Source organism: Euzebya tangerina, from assembly GCF_003074135.1.
Classification (GTDB): Bacteria; Actinomycetota; Nitriliruptoria; order Euzebyales; family Euzebyaceae; genus Euzebya; species Euzebya tangerina.
Genome location: NZ_PPDK01000001.1, coordinates 2111031 through 2131912, shown reverse-complemented (window position 1 = coordinate 2131912; position 20882 = coordinate 2111031). Strand labels below are relative to the sequence as shown.

At 69.7% G+C, this 20882-nt stretch carries 15 protein-coding genes; 5 read left to right on the top strand and 10 right to left on the bottom strand.

What is annotated here, in order from left to right; all coding sequences use genetic code 11:
- Window positions 1–35 precede the first annotated feature (35 nt).
- Genes C1746_RS09815 through C1746_RS09805 form a run of 3 tightly spaced genes read right to left on the bottom strand, consistent with a single transcriptional unit; the run spans window position 36 to window position 5138 of the window.
- Window positions 36–1049 (bottom strand): glycosyltransferase family 2 protein, encoded by a 1014-nt coding sequence (locus C1746_RS09815; protein WP_116714421.1) that lies wholly within the window; start codon window positions 1047–1049, stop codon window positions 36–38.
- On the bottom strand, window positions 1042–2580 hold the full coding sequence (locus tag C1746_RS09810) for a glycosyltransferase family 2 protein (protein WP_116714420.1): 1539 nt from the start codon (window positions 2578–2580) through the stop codon (window positions 1042–1044). The genes C1746_RS09815 and C1746_RS09810 overlap by 8 nt, the downstream gene beginning before the upstream one ends.
- Complete coding sequence (locus tag C1746_RS09805; RefSeq protein WP_162867583.1) at window positions 2577–5138, bottom strand: glycosyltransferase; 2562 nt, start codon at window positions 5136–5138, stop codon at window positions 2577–2579. Before C1746_RS09805 ends, C1746_RS09810 begins: the two co-directional genes overlap by 4 nt.
- Window positions 5139–5192: 54 nt before the next feature.
- Here C1746_RS09805 and C1746_RS09800 point away from each other — a divergent pair, with 54 nt between their 5' ends.
- From C1746_RS09800 to C1746_RS09790, 3 genes are read left to right on the top strand one after another with little or no spacing between them, the layout of a single operon-like run.
- A complete protein-coding gene (locus C1746_RS09800) occupies window positions 5193–6281 on the top strand; it encodes a glycosyltransferase family 2 protein (RefSeq protein ID WP_162867582.1) in 1089 nt (362 codons plus the stop codon).
- Entirely contained in the window at window positions 6278–7501 is a 1224-nt protein-coding gene (locus C1746_RS09795) for a glycosyltransferase (protein WP_116714417.1), read from the top strand. The genes C1746_RS09800 and C1746_RS09795 overlap by 4 nt, the downstream gene beginning before the upstream one ends.
- Window positions 7502–7534: 33 nt before the next feature.
- Window positions 7535–7900, top strand: coding sequence for a cupin domain-containing protein (locus C1746_RS09790; protein WP_116714416.1), 366 nt, complete (start codon window positions 7535–7537; stop codon window positions 7898–7900).
- A gap of 40 nt (window positions 7901–7940) precedes the next feature.
- Here C1746_RS09790 and C1746_RS09785 read toward each other — a convergent pair whose 3' ends face one another.
- From C1746_RS09785 to C1746_RS09775, 3 genes are read right to left on the bottom strand one after another with little or no spacing between them, the layout of a single operon-like run.
- On the bottom strand, window positions 7941–8471 hold the full coding sequence (locus C1746_RS09785) for a GNAT family N-acetyltransferase (RefSeq protein WP_116715656.1): 531 nt from the start codon (window positions 8469–8471) through the stop codon (window positions 7941–7943).
- Window positions 8472–8498: 27 nt separating this feature from the next.
- On the bottom strand, window positions 8499–10772 hold the full coding sequence (locus C1746_RS09780; RefSeq protein WP_162867581.1) for a copper resistance CopC/CopD family protein: 2274 nt from the start codon (window positions 10770–10772) through the stop codon (window positions 8499–8501).
- A 38-nt stretch (window positions 10773–10810) separates the two neighbouring features.
- The gene (locus C1746_RS09775) at window positions 10811–12547 is read right to left on the bottom strand and encodes a serine/threonine-protein kinase (RefSeq protein ID WP_116714414.1); all 1737 of its coding nucleotides are present in this window, start codon (window positions 12545–12547) and stop codon (window positions 10811–10813) included.
- A 109-nt stretch (window positions 12548–12656) separates the two neighbouring features.
- Between C1746_RS09775 and C1746_RS09770 the strand changes: the two genes are divergently transcribed.
- The gene (locus tag C1746_RS09770; RefSeq protein ID WP_116714413.1) at window positions 12657–14582 is read left to right on the top strand and encodes a cell wall-binding repeat-containing protein; all 1926 of its coding nucleotides are present in this window, start codon (window positions 12657–12659) and stop codon (window positions 14580–14582) included.
- A gap of 4 nt (window positions 14583–14586) precedes the next feature.
- On the opposite strand, the gene C1746_RS09765 is transcribed toward C1746_RS09770, so the two are convergent.
- Genes C1746_RS09765 through C1746_RS09755 form a run of 3 tightly spaced genes read right to left on the bottom strand, consistent with a single transcriptional unit; the run spans window position 14587 to window position 17343 of the window.
- A complete protein-coding gene (locus tag C1746_RS09765) occupies window positions 14587–15045 on the bottom strand; it encodes an adenylyltransferase/cytidyltransferase family protein (protein ID WP_116714412.1) in 459 nt (152 codons plus the stop codon).
- The gene (locus C1746_RS09760; RefSeq protein ID WP_205711795.1) at window positions 15023–16393 is read right to left on the bottom strand and encodes a replication-associated recombination protein A; all 1371 of its coding nucleotides are present in this window, start codon (window positions 16391–16393) and stop codon (window positions 15023–15025) included. Before C1746_RS09760 ends, C1746_RS09765 begins: the two co-directional genes overlap by 23 nt.
- Window positions 16394–16410: 17 nt before the next feature.
- Window positions 16411–17343, bottom strand: coding sequence for a septum formation family protein (locus tag C1746_RS09755; RefSeq protein ID WP_162867580.1), 933 nt, complete (start codon window positions 17341–17343; stop codon window positions 16411–16413).
- A 94-nt stretch (window positions 17344–17437) separates the two neighbouring features.
- Here C1746_RS09755 and C1746_RS09750 point away from each other — a divergent pair, with 94 nt between their 5' ends.
- Window positions 17438–18403: a UDP-glucuronic acid decarboxylase family protein gene (locus C1746_RS09750; RefSeq protein WP_116714411.1), complete on the top strand. Its 966-nt coding sequence runs from the start codon at window positions 17438–17440 to the stop codon at window positions 18401–18403.
- Window positions 18404–18428: 25 nt separating this feature from the next.
- Here C1746_RS09750 and C1746_RS09745 read toward each other — a convergent pair whose 3' ends face one another.
- Window positions 18429–20837, bottom strand: coding sequence for a cell wall-binding repeat-containing protein (locus tag C1746_RS09745; RefSeq protein WP_116714410.1), 2409 nt, complete (start codon window positions 20835–20837; stop codon window positions 18429–18431).
- Between the last annotated feature and the right edge of the window lie 45 nt (window positions 20838–20882).

Here is a 20882-nt window from a genome sequence, read left to right as displayed (position 1 = left end):
ACGTGTCCGAGGTCGCTCGCTCACCATCGGATCGTTCACCCGAGCATCCCGTCACCGGCGATGAACCGCTCGAGCTTGGCATGGTCGATCCGTCGCCGACGCCACAGCTGCACCCGGCTGCCCAGGTACAGGGGGGCCCGCGCCAGCCCGGCCAGTCGGCCGCGGCTGACGTTGCTGAACACCTCCGTCTCGCCGGTCACCTGCATGTGCCGGTAGAAGGCGTACTCGGCCAGCAGCAGACGCGGGAGGTGGGCCGCGATGGTCCGCAGTGGCGCGTTCTTGACCAGCACCGCGGTGTGGTTGCGCCACGTCATGAAGTAGTTGTAGTGGCTGGCCCGGCGGCTCGACGACACCGACCCCATGTGGTAGGCCCGCGCGCTCGGGACGTAGTAGTTGTTCCACCCCTCCATCGTCGACCGGAACGCCACGTCGACGTCCTCCAGGTACATGTAGAACCGCGAGTCGAACAGCTGGTGGCCGGGTTGGGACTCGATGAACGCGCGGCTGAACAGGCCCGCGGCAGCGTTGACGCCGAAGACCTGGCGGGTCCAGGCGTGCTCGGGCCGGAACACCTCGGTGTAGCCGTACTGGGCACCCTGCAGGTCGCTGCGGATGTAGATGTGCGTGGAGTCGATCAGGGCCCGGTCGTCGAAGTCCAGGGTGGTGCCCTGGGCACAGGCCACGCGCTGCTTGTCGGCCAGGCCGCCCATCAGCTCCGCCGCCCAGGCGGGGTCGAGGATTGCGTCGGAGTTGATCAGCGCGACGTGGGTGACCCGAGGGTCGGCCAGCGCGTGCGGGATCAGCGCGTTCACACCCTTGGCGAAGCCGAGGTTGGACCCCGACCGGAACAGCCGGACCCGCGAGTCAGCCAGGTGAGTCGCCTTGACGTGCCCGGCGGTGCCGTCGGAGGAGTTGTTGTCGAGCACCAGCACCGAGTGCTCGGCCTCCGTCTGCGCGGCGATGGCCTCGAGGCACATGCTGATGACGTCGACGTTGTTCCAGCACACCACCAGGTAGGCGATGTAGCTGTCCCCCGAACCACTAGCCATCGGGGATCAACCCCCCGACATCATCGAGGGTGAGGTTGCGGCTGAGCAGCGGCGACGCGCTGTCGAACGCCGGGATCCGGCGCATGCGCACGTGTGACCAGACGACGCGGTACCCGTCGTCCGTCGGATCAGGCGCGGACGCCACCACGGCGCCGGAGAGCGCATCGACGTCACGGACCCACTCGGGTGGGCCGACCGGCGACTGCTCGTCCGCGGGTCGGTCGGCGAACAGGCCAACCAGCTCCCCCTCCCGTTCGACCAGGCCGCTGTCGACGATCAGGCCGGCGTCCGCGGACACGATCAGCGGCGCGATCTCGTTCACGTCCGGCAGTTGGAGGATGCCGACCAGCTCCTGCAACCACGTCGCCTGGTCCGGCAGAACCGGCATGCGGATCTTCACCACCGCGGTGTCGGCGCCATCAGCTGGCGGAGCCGCCTCCAATTCCTCCGGCAGACAAGGCCGGAACGACACCGCCAGTGCCGGCGCCGAGGTCATCGATCGCAGCCGCTCGGCCAGGCGGGTGTTGTCGGCCAGCCGCTCGGTCGGCGCGACGTACACCTCGGCTCTGCGCAGCTGGGTCGGCGTGATGATGTGGCGGTAGAAGCCCGGCCGCATCCACATCCGCTCGACCGTTCCCTCGAAGGGGGAGGCGTCGAGGACCTCCTGGTGGGCCTTGACCCCGGCATCGAAGGCATAGGTCTTGGCGTCCACCCGGTGCGCGGTCGAGCCGGACGCCTCGCGCCAGTGGTACAGCACCCGGTTGATGTGACCGACCTGCACGTCGGGCGTCGTCGCGTGGATGCGCAGCAGCAGGTCGTAGTCCTGGGCCCCGTCGAACTCAGGACGCAGCCGGCCGACGGACTCCACCAGGTCCCGGCGGATGACCGAGAGGTGATTGGTGTAGTTGACCTGCATGAACGTGTGCGGTGACCACCCCGGCTTGAACAGCGGCGTGTGGCGCCAGCGACCGTCCTCGCTCAGCTTGTCCTCGTCGGAGTACAGGATGTCCAGGCCGGGGTCGTCGGCCAGCCGGCCCGCGACCTCGTTGAGGGCGTGGACGCTGAGCGTGTCGTCGTGGTCGACGAAAGCCACATACGCCCCCCGCGCGGCCGCGATCCCGGCGTTGGTGTTGGCCGAGATGCCCGCGTTGTCCTCGGCCCGCAGGTAGCGGAACCGCGAATCGGTGGTGGCGGCATCGCGGATTCGATCGGCAGACGCAGCCTCGTCCGAGGCGTCCACCAAGATGGCCTCCCAGCCGGCGAAGGACTGGTTGTGCAGCGACTCGATCAGCGGGTCCAGGTAGCGCGCCGGCGTGTTGAAGCACGGCACGACCACCGAGATGAGCGGCTCGGCGTCGGTGTGCGGGACGACGGCCCGCCACCCCTCGGGCTCCACCAGCACCATCCACCGGTTGTAGTTGGCATCGTAGTTCGGGTGCTCGATGACCCGCAGGCTCGCCAGCGCCACCTTGGCGTTGTGGTTGCGCCGACTGCCGTAGGGCAGCAGTCGACGGACGATCTTGCGGATCACCGCCGATTCAGCCTGGATCGGACGATGTTGCGCGTGTACTGAACGGCCGCGCCGAGGCCATCCCGCTTGACCGCCTCGGCGAATCGGGCGGCGTACTCCACCGCGGAGGCGTCGTGGGCTGGCGGCTCCGGCAGTCGGGAGCCGGTCACGTACTCACGCCGCAGGCCGGCCTTGTCGGGCGCTCGACGGGGGCTGCGGCAGAACTCCACCACCGGGGCCATGGCCTGACCCCAGGTCATCTCGGCCTGGATCTCCCGCAGGTTGGCCACACAGCTCTCGAAGAACTCGGTGTCGGTGTGCAGCCGGACGATGGCCTCGGCGCACGCGTCGACGTCCTCGGGGGGAAGGGTGAGGCCCAGCCCGCGCTCGCGGATCAGCGCCGACAGGGTGTCACCCTCGGTCGCGAGGATCGGCAACTCGCACCAGATGTAGTCCAGGATCCTCGTGCGGAAGCTGAAGCGCGTCTCCAGGTGCTCGTAGTGGGTGGAGACCCCGACGCTGGCATCCAGCAGGAAGTTCTGTCGGTGGGCGTACTCGACCCAGCCGTCGTTGAAGAAGACGTGGGAGTCGAGCAGGTCCAGCTCCTGGGCCAGCGCGAATGCCCTCCCCGCCATGGCGAACTTCGGCACGTCGGGGTTCGGGTGGGCGTTGCCCATGAAGAACAGCTTCACGGCCGGGTGGTCATGGGCGACCTGGCCGACCGCTCGCAGCAGCGTGAGCGGGTCGAACCAGTTGTAGATCCCGCCACCCCAGAGCAGCACGAAGTCCCCGGTCTCGATCGCCTCGTGCCGGCTCCTGATGGCCCGCGGCTCGGTCATGATCGGCGGCCCGCCGGGGAGGCCGAAGGGGGCGACGTCGACCAGACCGCGAAGGGACTCGTCAGCGTCGAAGGTGGCCGGATTGACCCGCTTGACCGCCGACAGCTGCCCCAGCCAGAAGTCACGCTGCTTCTCCGACGCGCAGACGAAGAAGTCGCCGCGCTCCAACTGGCGGTTCAGCACCGCGGTGTCCGAGTGGTGGGTGGCGTAGCGGAACCAGCCGTGGTCGTCCTTGCGGGACGTCATGTTCTCCAGGTGGAAGGGGTCGTAGATGTCGACCACCACCGGCCCGTCGAAGGCGTCGATCTGCGGCAGGTCGTGCATGACGAAGCCCTGGAAGATCACCACGTCCGTGGCGCCCAGGTAGTTGTCGATGGCGCCGGGCGCACCCACGTCCGTGGTGACGAACTCGCGCTTGCCGATCGTGCGGCCGCCGATCTGCGGCGGGGACAGCGACCCGAGCGTGACGTCCAGGCCGGCTTCGGTGAGTGCCGTCGCCATCTCGTAGGCCCGGATGGCAGGGCCGGCCATCTTGGGCGTCAGCCGGTCGCCGGTGATGATCAACACCCGGGTTGGTCGGTCCAGGTGCTCTCGGAGGCCGAAGATCTCCAGTGCGGCTTCCCACGCCTCTTTGTACTCCGGCCCCGAGACGTTGGGCCGCAGCGTCTCGTTGAACAGCGGCAGGATGACGTCGTCCGGTCGGGCTCGGCGCAGCTGGATCTGCTGCCGCTTGCCGTTGAGTTCCGGGAGGGCCCGCCCGAAGTCCCTCAGGGCGGCCAGGTGCGCGGCGGTCAGGGCGGGGATCGCCACCCGCTCCTCATCCAGGTTCCTCGCCCCCGTGGTGATGGTGAAGTCGGGCAGACCGTCGCCACCGTCGACGTCGGACAGACCTCGCAGGACGGTCAGCAGGATTGCGGGTGGCAGCGCCGTGGCCAGGTTCTGGTCGCCATAGTTCTTGAAGATGGTGGCCAGGGCGTTGCGCTCCAGCAGATACCGCTCCCTGGCGTAGCCGAATCGCTTGATGGTGCCGTGGTGCCGGTGGTAGACGACCGAGCTGGGAACGAGGTGGGTCTCATACCCCATGACCCACAGCCGCCAGCCGAAGTCGACGTCCTCGAAGAACGCGAAGTAGCTGTCGTCGAAGCCGCCGGTCTCCCGGAACACGACCGTCCGCGTGACCATCGCACCACCAGAGGCGAACAGCGTCGGCTGGCTGGCCGTCGGCGCCATGGCCTTGTCCTGCTCCACGTGCTCGGCGTACCCCATCCCGTTGAACGCCATCGTCCCGCCGGCGTAGTCGATGGTCTGCTTGTCGTCGCGCAGGATCAGGGAGGCGACACAGGCGGCCTCGTCGTAGGACTCGAGGTGCTGGACGGCCTCGCTGAGCCACAGCGGATCGGCGACGGCGTCGTTGTTCAGCAGGGCGAGGTAGGTGCCCTGGGCGGTCACGGCCGCCTGGTTGACCGCGGGGCTGAAGCCGACGTTGGTGTCGTTGACCAGGATCCGGACGTCCGGGTGCGTTCGCCGCACCTGCGCCACCGACCCGTCCGTCGAGGCGTTGTCGATCAGGATGATCTCGATCTGCTCGGCCGGGTAGGCCTGCGCCGCCAGCGAGTCCAGACACGGACCCAGCAGGTCCTTGCCGTTGAGGTTGACGACCACGACCGTGATCGTGGGCAGGTCGCGGCCGTCGGGCTCTCCGGATGCAGACGCAGACGCTGATGCGGGTGGGGGTGGCATGTGGTCTGGGAGTGTATGGGAGTGCTGCTGAGCGACGATTACCCTACGGAGCAGATGAGTACGCCCAGCAGCCTGTCCTGCGTGGTGCCGGTGTACGACGAGGTCGAGTCGCTGCCCGCGTTCCATGCATCGCTGTGCGCTGCGCTCGATGACCTGACGCGTCTGCCGGAGCGGGAGATCATCTACGTCGACGACGGCTCCACGGATGGGTCCACCGGACTGCTCGAGGAGTTCCAGCAGGTCGATCCTGCGCGAGTCCGCGTTGTGGTCCTGCGCCGCAACTTCGGGAAGTCCGGCGCACTCGCGGCCGGGTTCGAGGCGGCGACCGGCGATCTCATCGTGACGCTGGATGCCGACGGGCAGGACGTTCCTGGCGAGATCGGGACCCTCGTCGACACCCTGATCGAGCGCGACGTCGACCTCGTCGGCGGCTGGCGGGCCCACCGGATCGATCGTTCGGTGAAGCGACGGACCAGTCAGATGTACAACGCGGTCACCCGACTGGTGACGGGCCTCGACCTGCACGACTTCAACACCGGCTTCAAGCTGATGCGCCGCGAGGTCGTCGAGGAGCTACCGCTGTACGGCGAGTTCCACCGCTTCGTGCCGGTGCTCGCCTACGACCTCGGGTTCCGGGTCGACGAGGTACCCGTGGAACACCGACCACGCGAAGCGGGGACATCGAAGTTCCTCAGCCTGACCCGGTTCCCGAAGACCATGCTGGACCTGCTGACCGTGCTCTTCCTGACGCGGTTCGCCGATCGCCCGCTCTACCTGTTCGGCGGGGTGGGCGCGGTGTTCTCGATCCTGGGCGTCCTCATCCTGGGATATCTCAGCTACCTGCGGCTGGTCCTCGACGAGGGCATCGGCACCCGACCGCTGCTGCTGTTCGGCATCCTGCTGCTGTTGGTCGGTGTGCAGCTGATCGGCACCGGATTCATCGGGGACGTGCTGCGACACACGGCTGCCCGACATCAGCAACCGTTCCGGGTGCGACGCAGCCTCGGTGTCGAGCGCGTCGACGAGGCAGACCGAGGATCAGGCTCCTCGACCCAACATAGGAATCATGACTCGCGGCGGGTGGACGGGCGTCCGTCCATCGAGTCGACCCTACCGGGTGAGGAGGCGACGCGGGCGACGTGACCGAACCGCAGGACAGGCAGCCGCCATCGGCCACGGACCCCTCCGACGTCGGTCGAGCTGTACGAGCGCTGGTCCTGACCCACGTCTTCCCCCGCTACGACGGAGACCCGTCCGCGGCATTCCTGCTGACCTGGGCCCAGGCGCTCCGGCAGGCCGGCCACGACGTGCGGGTGATCGCGCCGCACGACGTCGGGTTGACGGAGGTCGGGATGGTCGGGGGTGTGCCGGTCCGCAGGGTGCGGTATGCCGACGAGGCACACGAGACGTTGGCCTACCGCGGCGAGATGCACCGCATCGCAACCCGTCCCCCGTTCGGGCCACCCCTGCTCGGGGCCTTCGTGACGGAGCTGGCTGCCAGCCTCCGACGCGCGGTCCGGCGCTGGCAACCCGATGTGCTGCACGTGCACTGGTGGATGCCGGGGGCCGTCATCACCCGCCTGGCCGGGGTCCGCCTCCCGACCGTGGTGCACCTGCACGGGACAGACGTGGGGGTCATCGAGTCTCGTCCCTGGCTGGCGCCGCTGGCCCGGTGGGCGCTGGACGGCGTGGATCGGATCGAGGTGGTCTCGACCTCGTTGGCCGAGCGGGCGGCTGGTGCCATCGGGGTCGTGGTTGACGGCTTGAACCCGATGCCGGTTGACACCGAGCGGCTGGTCCCGTCAGAGCACGTCGTGTCGCTGGACGTGCCCGTCATCCTGGCCGTCGGCCGCCTGGTCCCCGAGAAGGGCTTTGCGGACCTGATCAGCGCCGCGGCGGGCTTGGATCGCGAGGTGCGCGTCCGCATCGTCGGCGAGGGACCCGATGCAACCCGGCTCAGACGGTTGGCCGCTGACCTCGACGTGGCGTTGGAGCTACCGGGCTCTGTCACCCCCGCCGAGGTGGTCGACGAGTACACGGCCGCGGACGTCGTCGTCCAACCGTCACATGGCGAGGGCTTCGGCTTGGTCGCGGCCGAGGCCGCGATGCTCGGGCGGCCACTGGTCGCGACCGACTCTGGCGGCGTTCGGGACCTGCTGGAGCGCGGGCTCTTGGTCCGTCCGGGTGACATCGGGACCTTGCGAGCCCGCCTGGTGGAGGCGCTGGAGGACCCCGACCTTCCCGCCGTCCTCAGGGCCGGCAACCGGGTCCGCCGGGTCCTCTCCCCCGGCTCGGCCGTCGAACGGACCGAAGAGGCATGGCGGGCGGCGATCGTGTCGGCGCGGACGCGCGGCGTGCGCTGACGGCTTCTCCGAGGTGTCCCTACGCTGGTGCCCATGGCCGCCCCCGATGTTCCCGTCAGCCTGTCCGCCAAGTACGCCCTCATCGACGACCACTGGTCCCCGAAGATCGTGGCCGAGTTCAACGGCAACCACGTCAAACTGGTCAAGGTCGAGGGGACATTCGAGTGGCACACCCACGACGACACCGACGAGGTCTTCATGTGCCTGGGCGGCGAGCTGGTGATCGAGGTCGACGGCCGTGAGCCCGCACACCTGGCCGCAGGCGACCTCTACGTGGTCCCGCGCGGCGTCAGGCACCGACCGATCGCGTCCGAGGAGGCGCTGATCGCGATCGTCGAGCCGGCCGACACTCCGAACACCGGTGACGAGGCGACGGCCGCGGAGGAGTCCTGGATCTGATCGGTGGTCGCGACCTCGGTCACCGGGCGACACCGGCCGCTCACCCGATCCAGTAGCGGCGCACCACGATGGTGTCGTCGGACCGGTGGCGTCTGTCCTCCAGGACGCCGCCACACGCCTCGATCACGGCTGCGGACCCGAGGTTGTCGTCGTCGCAGGTCACCAGGACTCGCGTGATCCCCCGCTCCTCGAGGCGGGCCAGCGACAGACGGAGCATCGCGGTGGCGAACCCCTGGTGCCGGTGCTGCGGGCGGACGCCGTACCCGACATGACCGCCCTCGTGGACCAGGAAGTCGTTCAGCTCGTACCGGATGGACGTTCGACCAACGACCACGTCGCCGTCAGCGCCGTCGATCACGCCGAGCAGGAACGATGAGGGCACCCAGGAATCAGGCAACTGCTCGCCGCGCTCGTGGGCCCGCACCCGCTCGACCCACTCGTCGAAGGGATCGTCGGGCTGGAGACCCAACGCGAAGATGAAGCCCGAACCGGCGAACTCCGACTCAGCGGCTCGGACCTGCTCCTCGTCGGTGACGATCGGTAAGCGCAGGCGGAGCGGTGGCGTGGACATGGCCTCCAGCATGCTCTTCCGGAAGCCTCACCCGGCGGCCACAACCGCTGCGGCGTCCGCCTGCCCCTCACGACAGGCGGCTTCCAGCGCTGGATCGACGGCCTCGCAGATCGGGTCGGCCGCCCCGGCCGCGATCTGGTCGTAGACGGCGTTCGTGGCGGCCCCGTGGATGCACCACCGCTCCAGCGCCGGGTCACCAAGGCCGCACAGCCGGGCGGTCTCCGGCCCGTCCAGCAACGCCCGGCTGGACAGGTCCCGACCCATCGAGCGGTAGCAGGTCGACTGCACCTCCGGCTCGGCGCTGTCGCACCAGCCGAACGCCGCCTCGATGTCATCCTCCAGCGCCCAGAGCACGTGTGAGGTCTGCATCAGGAAGCAGCTGTCCACGAAGGTCTGGTCGACCGCCGTGCAGGGGTAGAGCAGGTCATCGTCGTCCAGCTCGGCGTCCAGGCCCTGCTGGGCGGCGACGACGTTCTCCATGAACACACCTGAGGCGCAGGACTGCACCGACCAGTTGTCGCGGGCCTCGGCACACAGCTCGAGCGACTCGAAGAGGTCGCCGTCGACGGTCAGCATGACGCCGTGCCCGAGCCCGTGGACGCAGTTGTAGTGGGTCAGGTTGTAGGGCGTCGTCGCGGCGCCGTCGCAGAAGGTCGGCAGCTCCGTCGCCAGGTCGCCACTGCTGGTGCGGGCAAGGGCTGCCTCCACGTAGCCGTGGATGTAGCCCGACCAGCAGGTCACGTCCTGCACCCCGAGACCCACAGCAAGGTCGGGCAGCTGTTCGGCTGCGTCGTTGCCGAGGTCGTGGGCGACCTGATGACAGTTCGCCGTGACGTAGGGGTTGGTGACTGCCAGATCCCGGATGATGTCGATGGCCGACTGCGGGCCCTCGGCCACCAGCACGTTCTCCAGGGCGCTGCGGTAGCACGCCGCCCGACCGACCTCCAGCTGGGCGCAGTCCTCGGGCTCGTCGACTGCACCGCCGAGCACCTGCGCAACCGAGATGCCGGCCTGCCCGCTGGCTGCCCCCCAGCCGGGATCCTGACCGACCAGCACCCCGCCGAGGATCATGACGCCGGCGAGGGCGGCCACCTCGACGGCAGCGGTGCGTGGGATCCGCGGCCATCCCGCCCGGGTGCGGTGGTGGACGATGGCGAGCGGCACGATCACTGCGACGACGACGGCCGCCTTGAGGGCCAGGGTGAGGCCGAAGCCGCCGCTCAGGCTGATGCCGTCCCACGCTCGCAGGGCCAACAGCCCACCGGACGTTGCGACAGCAGCGAACGACCAGCCGGCCGCGGGCACGATCCTGGCGACCGCCGCCTGAACCTCGCTGCGGCGGGCATCCTCACCCAGCGCTGCCCAGGCCGGCGTGCGTCGGAGCATCACCAGCAGGCCGAGCGGCCCGATCCAGACGGCTGCCGCCGCCAGGTGCACGGCGCCGAAGAGCACGGCGACGGCGGGATCGGGGCGTGTCGGTGCGTGCCCAGCCAGAGTCCCGAGGATGACCAGCCCCGTCGCGAGGAGGACCAGGGGTGAGGTCAGCCAGCCGCCAGCGCGTGGTCTCTGACCGGCTGCGACAGGTGGCGGCCGACCACGGCCGCGGTGCCGGACCACGACCGCACCGAGCGCCGTCGCGACCCACAGCAGCAGCGGCCGGCTGAGCACCGCTTCTGCCAGTCCGCCACCGGCGGCGACGAAGGTCGCGACCCCGACCACACCACGAAGCAGGGCAGCGAGCGCGACCAGCAGCAGCGCGGCATCCAGCCGGCGTGCCGCCAGCGCGGCCACCAGTGGTGCACGAGTTCGGGCCAGGACGACGACCCCTGCGAGGAGTGCCAAGCCGAGGTACCAGGCAACCCGCGAGGCCACGGCGATCAGATCCAGGGTGCGGTCCAGCGGGGCCGTGCTGCGGGCGAACCCGGCGGTGGCGGTCACGTCCGTCCCGACGCCGAACACCACCTCCCCGCTGACGCGGTGCCCGTCGTCGCCGACGGATTCCCAGGCCAGCCCGTACAGGTCATGAGGCAGACGGGACACCTCGTAGATGACCGCCTCCGTCGTGGGCTGCTCCGTGAGCAGTTCGAGGGTGAATTCCTGCCCCGCGGCGTTACGAAGGCTCGCCTGCATGGTGGACGTCGCCACCGGTGCAGCGAACTGCAGCACCACCTCCTGTGGGGAGTACGCAAGCTCCTCACCGGTCGACGGTGAGGATCCGAGGAGGGCGGTGTGCGCCGCCGCAGGTGTTGGCAGTCCCAGCACGAGCAGTCCCAGCACGGCACCGACGAGGGCTGTCCACACACGGATCCTCCGGCGCCCCAACACCACCGGACCGCTCATCAGAACGGCGCGGTGGTGGGCCCCGGTGGCGGGGGTGGTGGGGGCGGAGGCGGTGGGGGCGGAGGCGGTGGTGGAGGTGGAGGCGGGGGTGGAGGCGGAGGTGGAGGTGGAGGTGGGGGCGGTGGGGGGGGCGGAGGAGGTGGGGGCGGTGGTGGGGGCGGGGGTGGAGGTGGAGGAGGCGGTGGAGGCGGCGGATTCGCAGCTTGCGGCTGTGTCGCCTGGGCCGTGGGTGTGGGCTCTTCCGTGGTGGGCGTGGGGGTCGGCGTCGGGGTCGGGACATCGATGCCCGGGCCCTCCTCCTTGTCCGGCTCCTCCGTCTCGGTGGGCTCGGTCTCCGTCGGCTCGGCCTCGGTCTCGGACTCCGTCGGCTCGGTCTCGGACTCCGACTCCGACGGAGCGGTTGGGGTTCCCGATCCAGACGGGGTCTCCGTCGGCTGGGCATCGCCGCCGGTCAAGGTCATGGCGCCAACGACTGCCCCGACGAGCAGGACCGCACCGACCAGCAGCCCGATCAGCAGACCACGGCCTCGCGACCGGTCCTTCCGCTCCGGCGGCGGTATCGGTGCCGGCGGGACGATGCGGGTGTCGAGCGAGGGTGGGGTGGTGCCTTGGGTGGCAGCTCGGGTCGAATCGCCCGAAGCCGGTGCCGCGGCTGCGACCGGTGCCGGGTCGTCCGTCCCCTCCTCGCTGGTGGAGCCGGCCGCATCAGGAGTGGCAGAGGGGTCGCTCGGGGCTGCTGGCGGCGGCTCCCGGTCGATCGTGGGAAGCTCCTGGACTCCGATCCCGAGCGCCGTGTCCGACACCTCACCGGTCGATCCACCGTGCGGCAGATCCAGTTCGGAGTCGCCGCGCACGAGCATCGACGTGGCCGCCAGACCGTTCTCCGTCTGAGCCTCCTGGAGTTGCCGACCGAACTCCTCGATGGAGGCCTGGCGGTCCTGCGGCTGCTTGGCCAGACCGGTCAGGATGACCTGCATCACCTCGTCGGGGACGTCCTGATCCGTGATCGGCGGGACCGGGTTCAACAGGATCCGCGCCAACATCGGGGTGAGGGTCTCGTCCTCCTCGCCCGCGAAGGCCGGTTGACCGGCGACGAGGGCGTAGAGCGTCGAGGCCAGCGAGTAGGTGTCCGAGGCGGGTGACGGTCGCCGGCCCTCCAGCACCTCCGGAGCGACGTGGCTGAGTGAGCCGGTGATGGACCCGGTCGCCGTCTCGGTCCCACCGGTGATGCGGGCGATGCCGAAGTCACCCAGCGCCGGCTCGCCGAACCCGTCCAGCAGGATGTTCTCCGGCTTGACGTCGCGATGGAGGATGCCGGAGCGATGCGCCGTCTCGAGGGCGCCGGCCACCTTGATGATGGCTGCGGTCGCCTCCTCCCAGGGCACGGCCCCCCGTCGCTGCATCTGATCCTTCAGCGAGCCCCCGCTCATGTACCCCATCACGATGTAGGGGTGCTTGGAGACGGTCTTGCCCCACGTGTAGACCGTGACGATGTGCGGGTGCCCGGCCAGGGTCCCCATGGCCTGCAGTTCGCTGGTGAACCGATTGTCGGTTCGCTGGTCGACCGACGGCTGCGTCAGGATCTTGATCGCAACGGTTCGACTGAGGGACGTCTCGCGCGCCCGGAAGACGTAGCCGAACCCGCCCCGACCGATGCGGGTGGCATCGGTGAACTCGTCCGGCATGGCGAAGCGCGCCCAGTCCGGATCCACGGGGCGGCCGGGCTCCTCAGCCACGTGAGTTCTTACCCTCTCGTCTCATACTCGGCCCACAGGCTACTGCGGGCCTGGGCGGCGATAGAGTTTCACCACCGCAGATCGTCAATCGTCATGAGTAGGGGTAGTCATGGGACCGCAGTTCGCCGACCGACGGCATCGACGTCAGCCAACGTTGGTCCTCGTTCTGACCGCAGCGGTCCTCGTGGCCGGGCTGCTGGCCCTGGCCCGACCGTCCCCTGCAGGCGCAGCAGCCGATGACTGGCCCGTTCCCGGCGCGTCAACCTTCCAGGCAACGGGTGAGTACACCGACCCGGCCGGAGATGTCTCCGTCCCGGAAGCAGATCTCATCGAGCTCGTCGTGGCCTACAACGATGCGCCGAGCGAGCCGAACCTCGTCGTCGTCCTCGACGCGGTCGGCGATCTGGAGCCCGAGACCGACCCCAACTGGGCGAGCTCGGCGACGCGAGCGACCGTCGGCTTCGACCTGGACGGTGAGCCGACCATCGAGCGGACGCTCGAGATCTACCTCGACGGTGGCGTCCTGGAGGCGGACCTCATGAACCCGGCGACGGGCACGGAGGTGTGCGACCCCGAGACGTTCACCGGCGGTGGGATCATCGCAGCCCGCTTCCCGCGGACATGCGTCGATCAGGTCCCCGAGCTTCGCATGACCGCGACGATGGCCTACCAACCCGGGGCCGGCGCCGTCGCAGTCGATGAGCTGGGCGACGGTGAGCTCACCCTCCCTCTGCCGGATGAGCCCGAGTCGCCGCCGCTGTGTCAGAACGCCACGGCCTCGACCCGCAACGAGCTGACGGTCAGGCGCTTGGCCTGCGGCGTCGGCGGGACCGAGCCGATCTCCCAAGCCGTTGCGACATCCCAGTTCGTGTTCGACGAGCCGGTCACCCCAGCCATCGATCCCTACCAGGGTGACTACGCCGTCATCGCGCGGGACGACGACTTCGCCGACGCACTGACCGGCTCCTCGTTGGCGTTCGGCCAGGGTCCGCTGCTGTTCACCTACTCGCCGACGTCGGCACCGCCCGGTACCGACCCGGGGGCACTGGCACCTGCCACACGGCAGGAACTCATTCGCACCGTCCCTCGCGGCCGGACGGTCTACCTGATGGGTGGGATTGCGGCTCTCGACGGCGGTCTGGACGGGACGCTGACGGCCATGGGCTATGAGGTGGTCCGCTTCGCGGGGGTGGGTCGAGAGCAGACGGCCCGACTGGTCTCCCAGGAGGTCGACGCCAAGGTCGCCGAGTTCGCCGCCACGACCGACTTCATCGACACCAACATGGTCTTCCTGGCCACCCGCTCGAACTGGCCCGACGCGGTGGTGGCTGGATCAGTCGGGGCCTTCTGGGGTACACCGATCCTGCTGGTCGACGTCGAGCCGCCGGTCCACCCGGACACGCTGGCCGCGCTCGACGAGTTGCGGCCCGACTACATCCACGCCATCGGGGGTGACGCGGTGATCTCCGGCAACGTCGGCGCGGCCATCCGTGACCACGTGACCGCCGGAGGCTACGGCCAGGGCCGACCGGGTGTCGACCTCGACAGCGACCCCTGGCAGGAGTTCTGCGGTGAGGGCAACTTCCTGTGCCGTTGGGGTGGGGCCGAGCGCCTGGAGACCGGAGCCTCCGTGGCCCAGTTCAACCGGGACATGGTTCGTCGGTTCGGCTCGCAGACCTCCCTCGTCCCTGACAACCCGCAGCAGTACGCCGTCGGCGTCTCGCTGGCCGGGGACCTCGAGAGCAACAACTTCGCCCACGTCCTGGCCGCCTCGACGGTCTCGGGGCGCTTCGGGGGCGCGGTCTTCATCGTCACCACCGACGGGACGATCACCCCACGGGTCGAGGACGGCCTGTGTCGCGCAACCGACGGCCTGCGGTTCATCGAGGACGTCGAGGAGTTCGTGATGGTCGGCGACACCGACCTGCTGCCGCCCGCCTTCGGCGACAACGTTCGCAGCTACGTCGAAGGCGGTTGTCCCGCAGCGCCCCGCGCCGCTGCCCCGGCAACCGGGCTCGCAGCGACACCGCTGTAGCCGACTACTCCGAGGCCATCGCGGCGTTGATCCGGGTCGAGGAGTCCGCCTTCTCCGTCCCGCCCATGTCGAAGACCATCTCGATGCTGTAGCGGTCACAGACCGTCTGCTCGGGCACCTCCGCAGCCGAGTCCCGGTCGCCACCGTTGCCGAACACCAGGCGGGCACCGGTCTCGCGTTGGGCGATGGACTCGATCGTCGCCACGACCGTCGGGTCCTGGTCGATCGCGATCACCGCCTCATCGACCATGCCGAGAGCCGCGACGATCTCCCGGCGGTCCTCGGCGGACATGATGACCCTGCCCTTCTTCAACTGCTGCTGGAGGTCGTTGTTGACGATCACGATCAACCTGTCGCCAGCAGCCGCACCGGCCTGCAGGTAGCGGAGGTGGCCGATGTGGAGCGGATTGAAGTATCCGCTGACGATCACGGTGGTCGGCTCAGGCGTCGTGGTCTCTGCCATGACCAGGATGGTAGGTGTCGGGATCGTCGCGTCGCGAGTCGCGCCACGCGTTGATCCGGGGCTCGTGCCCGTGCTCGCCGGGCGAGTAGAGGCGACCGAGGCGATCCGGGCCGTACTGCTGCTCGACCCAGCCGCTGGGATCGTTGTGGGGATAGCGGTAGCCGACCCCGTGCCCGAGCTTCCTCGCGCCCTTGTAGTGGGCGTCCCGCAGTGCTGGCGGCACCGGGGCGTTGCCGAGACGTGCCACGGCCTCATCGGCGGCCGCCAGTGCCGTGGTGACGGAGTTGGACTTCGGGGTGAGGGAGAGGTAGAGGCAGGCCTCCGCCAGGGCGAATCGGGCTTCGGGCAGGCCCACCCGGTCCAGGGCGTCGAAGGCGTTGACGGCCACGTTGAGCGCTTGGGGATCGGCGAGGCCCACGTCCTCCGATGCCAGGATCACCATGCGACGAGCCAGGAACCGCGGGTCCTCCCCCTGGGTCAACATGCGGATCAGCCAGTACAGCGCGGCGTCCGGGTCCGAGCCCCGCATGGACTTGATGAACGCGCTGACCTGGTCGTAGTGGTTGTCGCCGGTCTTGTCGTAGCGGAGGTGGGGTTGCGCCAGCGCCGCGGTGACGACCTCGGCACTGATCGTGGCGTCCTGCTCGACCAGCGCGGCCGCAGCCTCCAGGCCGGTGAGCAGCACCCGCGCGTCGCCGTCCGCCGCGTGGATCAGGGCGGTCCGGGCCTCGGCCGCCATGGTGAGGGCCGCGGCAGCCTCGCCCTCGACCGGCTCGTTGAGGCGGTCGAGCCCCCGCTCGATGAGGACCCGTAGATCGTCGTCGGGAAGCGGCTCCAGCCGGTAGAGGATGCTGCGGGACAGCAGGGCGGAGTTGACCTCGAAGCTCGGGTTCTCCGTGGTGGCCCCGATCAGGGTGACGTCGCCGGCCTCGACGGACGGCAGCAGGGCGTCCTGCTGTGCCTTGTTGAACCGGTGGATCTCGTCGATGAACAGCACGGTCGCGCGGCCCACGCGTCGACGACGCTCCCCGGCCTCCGTCACGGCCGCCCTGACGTCCTTCACGCCGGCCGTGACGGCGGACAGCACGGTCATGGCGGCGCCGTACTCCGCCGCGATCACCCCGGCCAGGGTCGTCTTGCCGGTCCCGGGTGGGCCCCACAGGATCATCGAGGGGATCCGCCCTCGTTCCAGCGCCTTCCTGACCGGCCCATCGGGTCCGATCAGGTGGGCCTGGCCAACGACCTCGTCCAGGGTCTGCGGTCGCAGACGGGCCGCGAGTGGCTGGCCCGGCGGCTCGGTGGTGCTGTGCGCCTCTCCGGTGTCGGGCTCGAACAGCTGCTCGGTCACCGGGCCGTCACCGTGCTTCAGTCACCGGCACCGCGCACCGAACCACTCAACTGCTCGCCGCTCGAGAACAGGATGCAGACGATCTCACGATCCCCCTGGTCCCACGAGCCCTCGGTCGGTGTCAGCTGGCTCACGAAGTAGCGCGACTCCAGGTACTCGCTGCCGACGTAGTCGCTGAACAGGGCGCCGCGGCACTGCTCGTCCGCGAACTGCTGGATGGGTTCGCGACCGGGGAACGGTTCGCCGTCGGCACCGGGGAAGTCGACCAAGGCGAACACCTCGTTGTCGTGCGGCGTCTCGCAGGGGACCTCCGCGACGTTCTCGATCTCGTCGGCTGTGCCGGGGTTGTTGAAGCACGTTCCGACCGCCAACTCGAAGACCGACTGCTCCACACCGGGGACCGTTGCACCCGGCGAGGGTGCCGGCGGTGCCGCTGGTGCGTCGGTCCCGGGGTCCGTCGGCGTCGCGGGGGCGGGTGTGGCCGGGTCCGTCGGCGCGTCCGTGGCCGTCCCAGGGGGGTTGGCCGGTGCGGCCGCCGAGGGTGAGGCTGAGGCTGAGGCTGGTGCGGTCACCACGGTCTCCGGGTTGTCCGCTGCCACGAAGATGACGACGGCGGCAGCGATGATGCCGAGCACGATCAGCGCGAGCACGCCGCCGATGATCCACCCCGCCTTGCTCTTCTTCGGCGGCTGGTTGAACCCTGGCGGAGGACCGTATCCGCCGCCGTACGGCTGCTGCTGTCCGCCGTAGCCAGGTGGGGGCTGACCCTGTCCGCCCGGGCCGCCGGGGCCATACCCGCCGGGTCCGTACCCACCTTGTCCGTACTGACCGGGTCCCTGCGGCTGACCGCCGTACCCGCCACCCTGGGGCTGGTAGGGCGGTTGCTGCGGATACCCCGGCTGGCCGGGCTGGCTGCCTTCTCCCCATCCAGGTGGGGGCTGGTTGCTCATCGCTGGAACTCTCTGGTGTGTCTCGGCATGGGTGGTCGGGCGCGTCCAAGAGTAGTCCGGGCACCCGTAGGCTGACCGGTACGCTTCGCCGCCGATGGGTTACGACTTCACGCAGTTCGACGGCTCCACAACGGTGATCACCGGCGGTGCCGGGTTCCTCGGCTCGCACCTCTCGCGGAGGCTGATCGAGCTCGGCGCCCACGTCATCGTCCTCGACAACCTCTCCACGGGACGCGCGGGGAACATCGACGACCTGTTCGGCCACAGCCGGTTCCGGTTCATGAACTACGACGTCACCGAGTATCTCCACATCGGCGGCGAGGTCGACTTCGTCCTGCACTGGGCCTCCCCCGCCTCCCCCATCGACTACCTGCAGATGCCGATCCAGACGATGAAGGTCGGCGGCCTGGGTACGCACAAGGCCCTGGGGCTGGCGCGGAACAAGACCGCCCGGTTCATGCTCGCGTCGACCAGCGAGGTGTACGGCGATCCCGAGGTGCACCCGCAGCCGGAGACCTACTGGGGCAACGTCAACCCCGTCGGTCCGCGCGGGGTCTACGACGAGGCGAAGCGCTACGCCGAGGCCCTCACCTACGCCTATCACAGCTATCACGGCCTGGATGTCCGGGTCCCGAGGATCTTCAATACGTTCGGCCCGTTCATGCGGATGGACGACGGCCGGGCCGTGCCCACCTTCATCGGGCAGGCCCTCCGTGGCGAGGACATCACGGTGTTCGGCGATGGCATGCAGACGCGCTCGCTGTGCTTCGTCGACGATCTGGTCGAGGGTCTGCTCCGCTTGCTCTCCAGCGACTACGGCGACACACCGGTCAACATCGGCAACCCACACGAGATGACCATCCTCGACCTCGCCGAGCGCATCATCCGCACCTGCGACTCGACGTCGAGGATCGTGCACCAGCCTGCGCCGATCGATGACCCGAGGGTCCGTCGGCCGGACACGTCGCTGGCCGAGCGGGAGCTGGACTGGCACGCACAAGTCCCCGTGGACGAGGGACTGGCCCGGACCGTGGCGTGGGTGCGGGCGAACCGGCTCTAGGCACGACGCCGGGGCAGCGTCGGCGTCAGTCGCCGATCCGATCCTCGAGCGCCTGCTCCACCTCCCGGGAGATCACACCGGTCCCGCCGACCACGACGCCGCCGCTGAGGACGTCGGCGTTGGCCTCGATGAACGAACCTGTGGCGGCGCCGTCGGAGAGCTGGACTGCGGGGGCCAGCACCAGCACGCCGCCCATTCGGCCAGCCAGGGCCCCGGCGGCGAGCGCATCGGGGAAGCCACTCCCGGCTGCCACGATCACGGGAACCTCCTCCGCCGCACGTCGCTCGAGCGCCGCGCCGGCGACGGCAGCGGCCGTGGCGAAGCGGTCGGGACCGGCCAGTCGGGTCACCTCCAGCCCCAGGACTCGGAGTTCCGCCTCCACTGCCGCGCTGATGACGGCGCTCCCACCCACGATGGAGGCCCGCTCGGCCTGCAGGTCACGAATGGCGCGGACCGTGGCCTCGGGGACCGAGTCCGGCTGGACGAGGAGGGTCGGCGGGCCATCAGCCAAGGCGGCCAGAGACGACGCCGACACGGCATCGGGCCAGTCGGACCCGAGGGCGACCGTCACCTCCTCCGACGTCACGGTCGCGGCGGTGGCAATGGCTGCGGCCGTCGCGAACCGGTCCGGCCCCGACAGCCGCCGGGTGTGGATGTCCAGGGCCTCGATGGCGCTGCGAACCTGACTGGACAACGCGGCCGAGCCGCCCAGCAACCAGACCGTGTCGGTCTCGAGGCGCTCGAGTTCGGCTGCCACCGCAGAGGAGAGCTGGGTCGAGTCGGTCAGCAGCAGGGGCGCCTCCAGCGTGGCCGCCAGCCGGACGCCGGCCAGCGCATCGGGAAAGCGGTCGGCTGCGCTCAGGACAACCGCGGGGGCGGTGTCCCACTCCAACCGACTCACCTGGACGGCGGTGTCGATGCGGCTCTGCCCGGCGGCCCGGACCAAGCCCGGTGCGTTGGGATCGGCGGGCTCGGGGATCTCGGGATCGGGGATGCCGGGTGGGTCGGGCTCCGGAGTCCCGGCTTCGCCAGAGAGGTTGTCGATCACGTCGTAGAGCGTCGAGAAGAGACCGAACGCGCGCCGGACGTCATCGCCGGTCAGGACCACCTGCCCGTCCGTGCCGGTCACCTGGACACCGCCGTAGCCCCGGCTGGGGTGACCCACCCGGCCCCCGGCGCCGCGGGGTTCCAGCAGCTCGATGTCGGTGGCCACACCGACGCCGGCGGCGGCACCGAGCTCTGCGGCACTCACCGCGCTGGTCCACCGTCGGCGTGGGTTGCTGCTCGCCAGATCCCAACGGGAGTCGTCAACCGGTGCGGTGTAGGGGACCTCACCGCCGAAGACGAACCGGGCCGACTCGCTGAACCCGCCATGGCTCGAGGAGTAGAACGTCTCCGCCGGCTGCCCCTCGTAGGCCAGCATGGTGCCGCTCGTTGCCTCGACACCCGCGCGCCAGGCGCCACCTCCCCGGGCGTCAGCCAACTCGTAGTCGTAGCCCTCGTAGTTCTGGTCCTGCGGGGTGGCGAGCAGGTTGCAGCGGCACGAGTCGCGCAGACCCTGCGTGGCGATGCGCGATAGTGCGTAGGACCGGCCGGAGATGGCCTGCGCCTCCAGCGCCGCAGCCGGCCAGGACGACGGCACCTCGGCAAGCCCCAAGAGATACCGCTCCATCTCCTCGAAGTGCAGTGTCAGGAACGCGGCGGAGGTGGCGGACTGCACCGAGTCGAGTTGGAGCACACCCCAGCGGTAGGTGTGTCCCGTGGTCGAGACACCCAGACGCCGATCGTCGTCGTCGCTCCCCGACAGCTGGGCGCGCAGGTTCTGCTCGAAGTCGCCGCCCTCGAAGACGACCTCACCGCCCTCCGTGATTCGGTAGCTGGCGTCCCCGAGGATCTGGACCGTCCAGACATCGCGAGTGTCCTGGACAACTGGCAGATCCTCGCACTCGCCGGTCTCGTAGTGGCACAGCTCCCACGCGACCGGCTCGGACTCGGCCGTCAGGGTCGTGCTCTGGACGCTGGAGGACAACCCGATCACGATCCCCGCGTCGCCTGGGGTCGAGGCGACGCTGGCACCCGGGAAGTAGGTCTCCAGGATCTGGGTGGAGGTGCAGCCCAGCTGGGCCGCCCCCTGCGCCCCGTACTGGCTCATGCCGGCACCGTGGCCCCAGCCGCCGCCGACGAACACGGCGTCGCCCTCGGGGATCTCAGGATCGGGGATCTCGGCGCCTCCGGCAGGGAAACAGCCCTGGTGGAACGAGGCGAGTGGCGGCGCCGGTGCGGCGTCATCGAATCCGGTCAGGTCCGTGGTCGGGCCGAAGCCCTGGGCCGCGTCGGCGACCGTCGGGAGCGCCAGCAACGCCAGAGTGAGCGCGGCGACGACGAGCGCACGCAGGAGCGGGGCCACACGGTGGTGGAGGAGTGTCAGGTTCATTGGGGAAGATGAGCCGTCAGGGGCAGGTGGGGAAGACGGACCAGT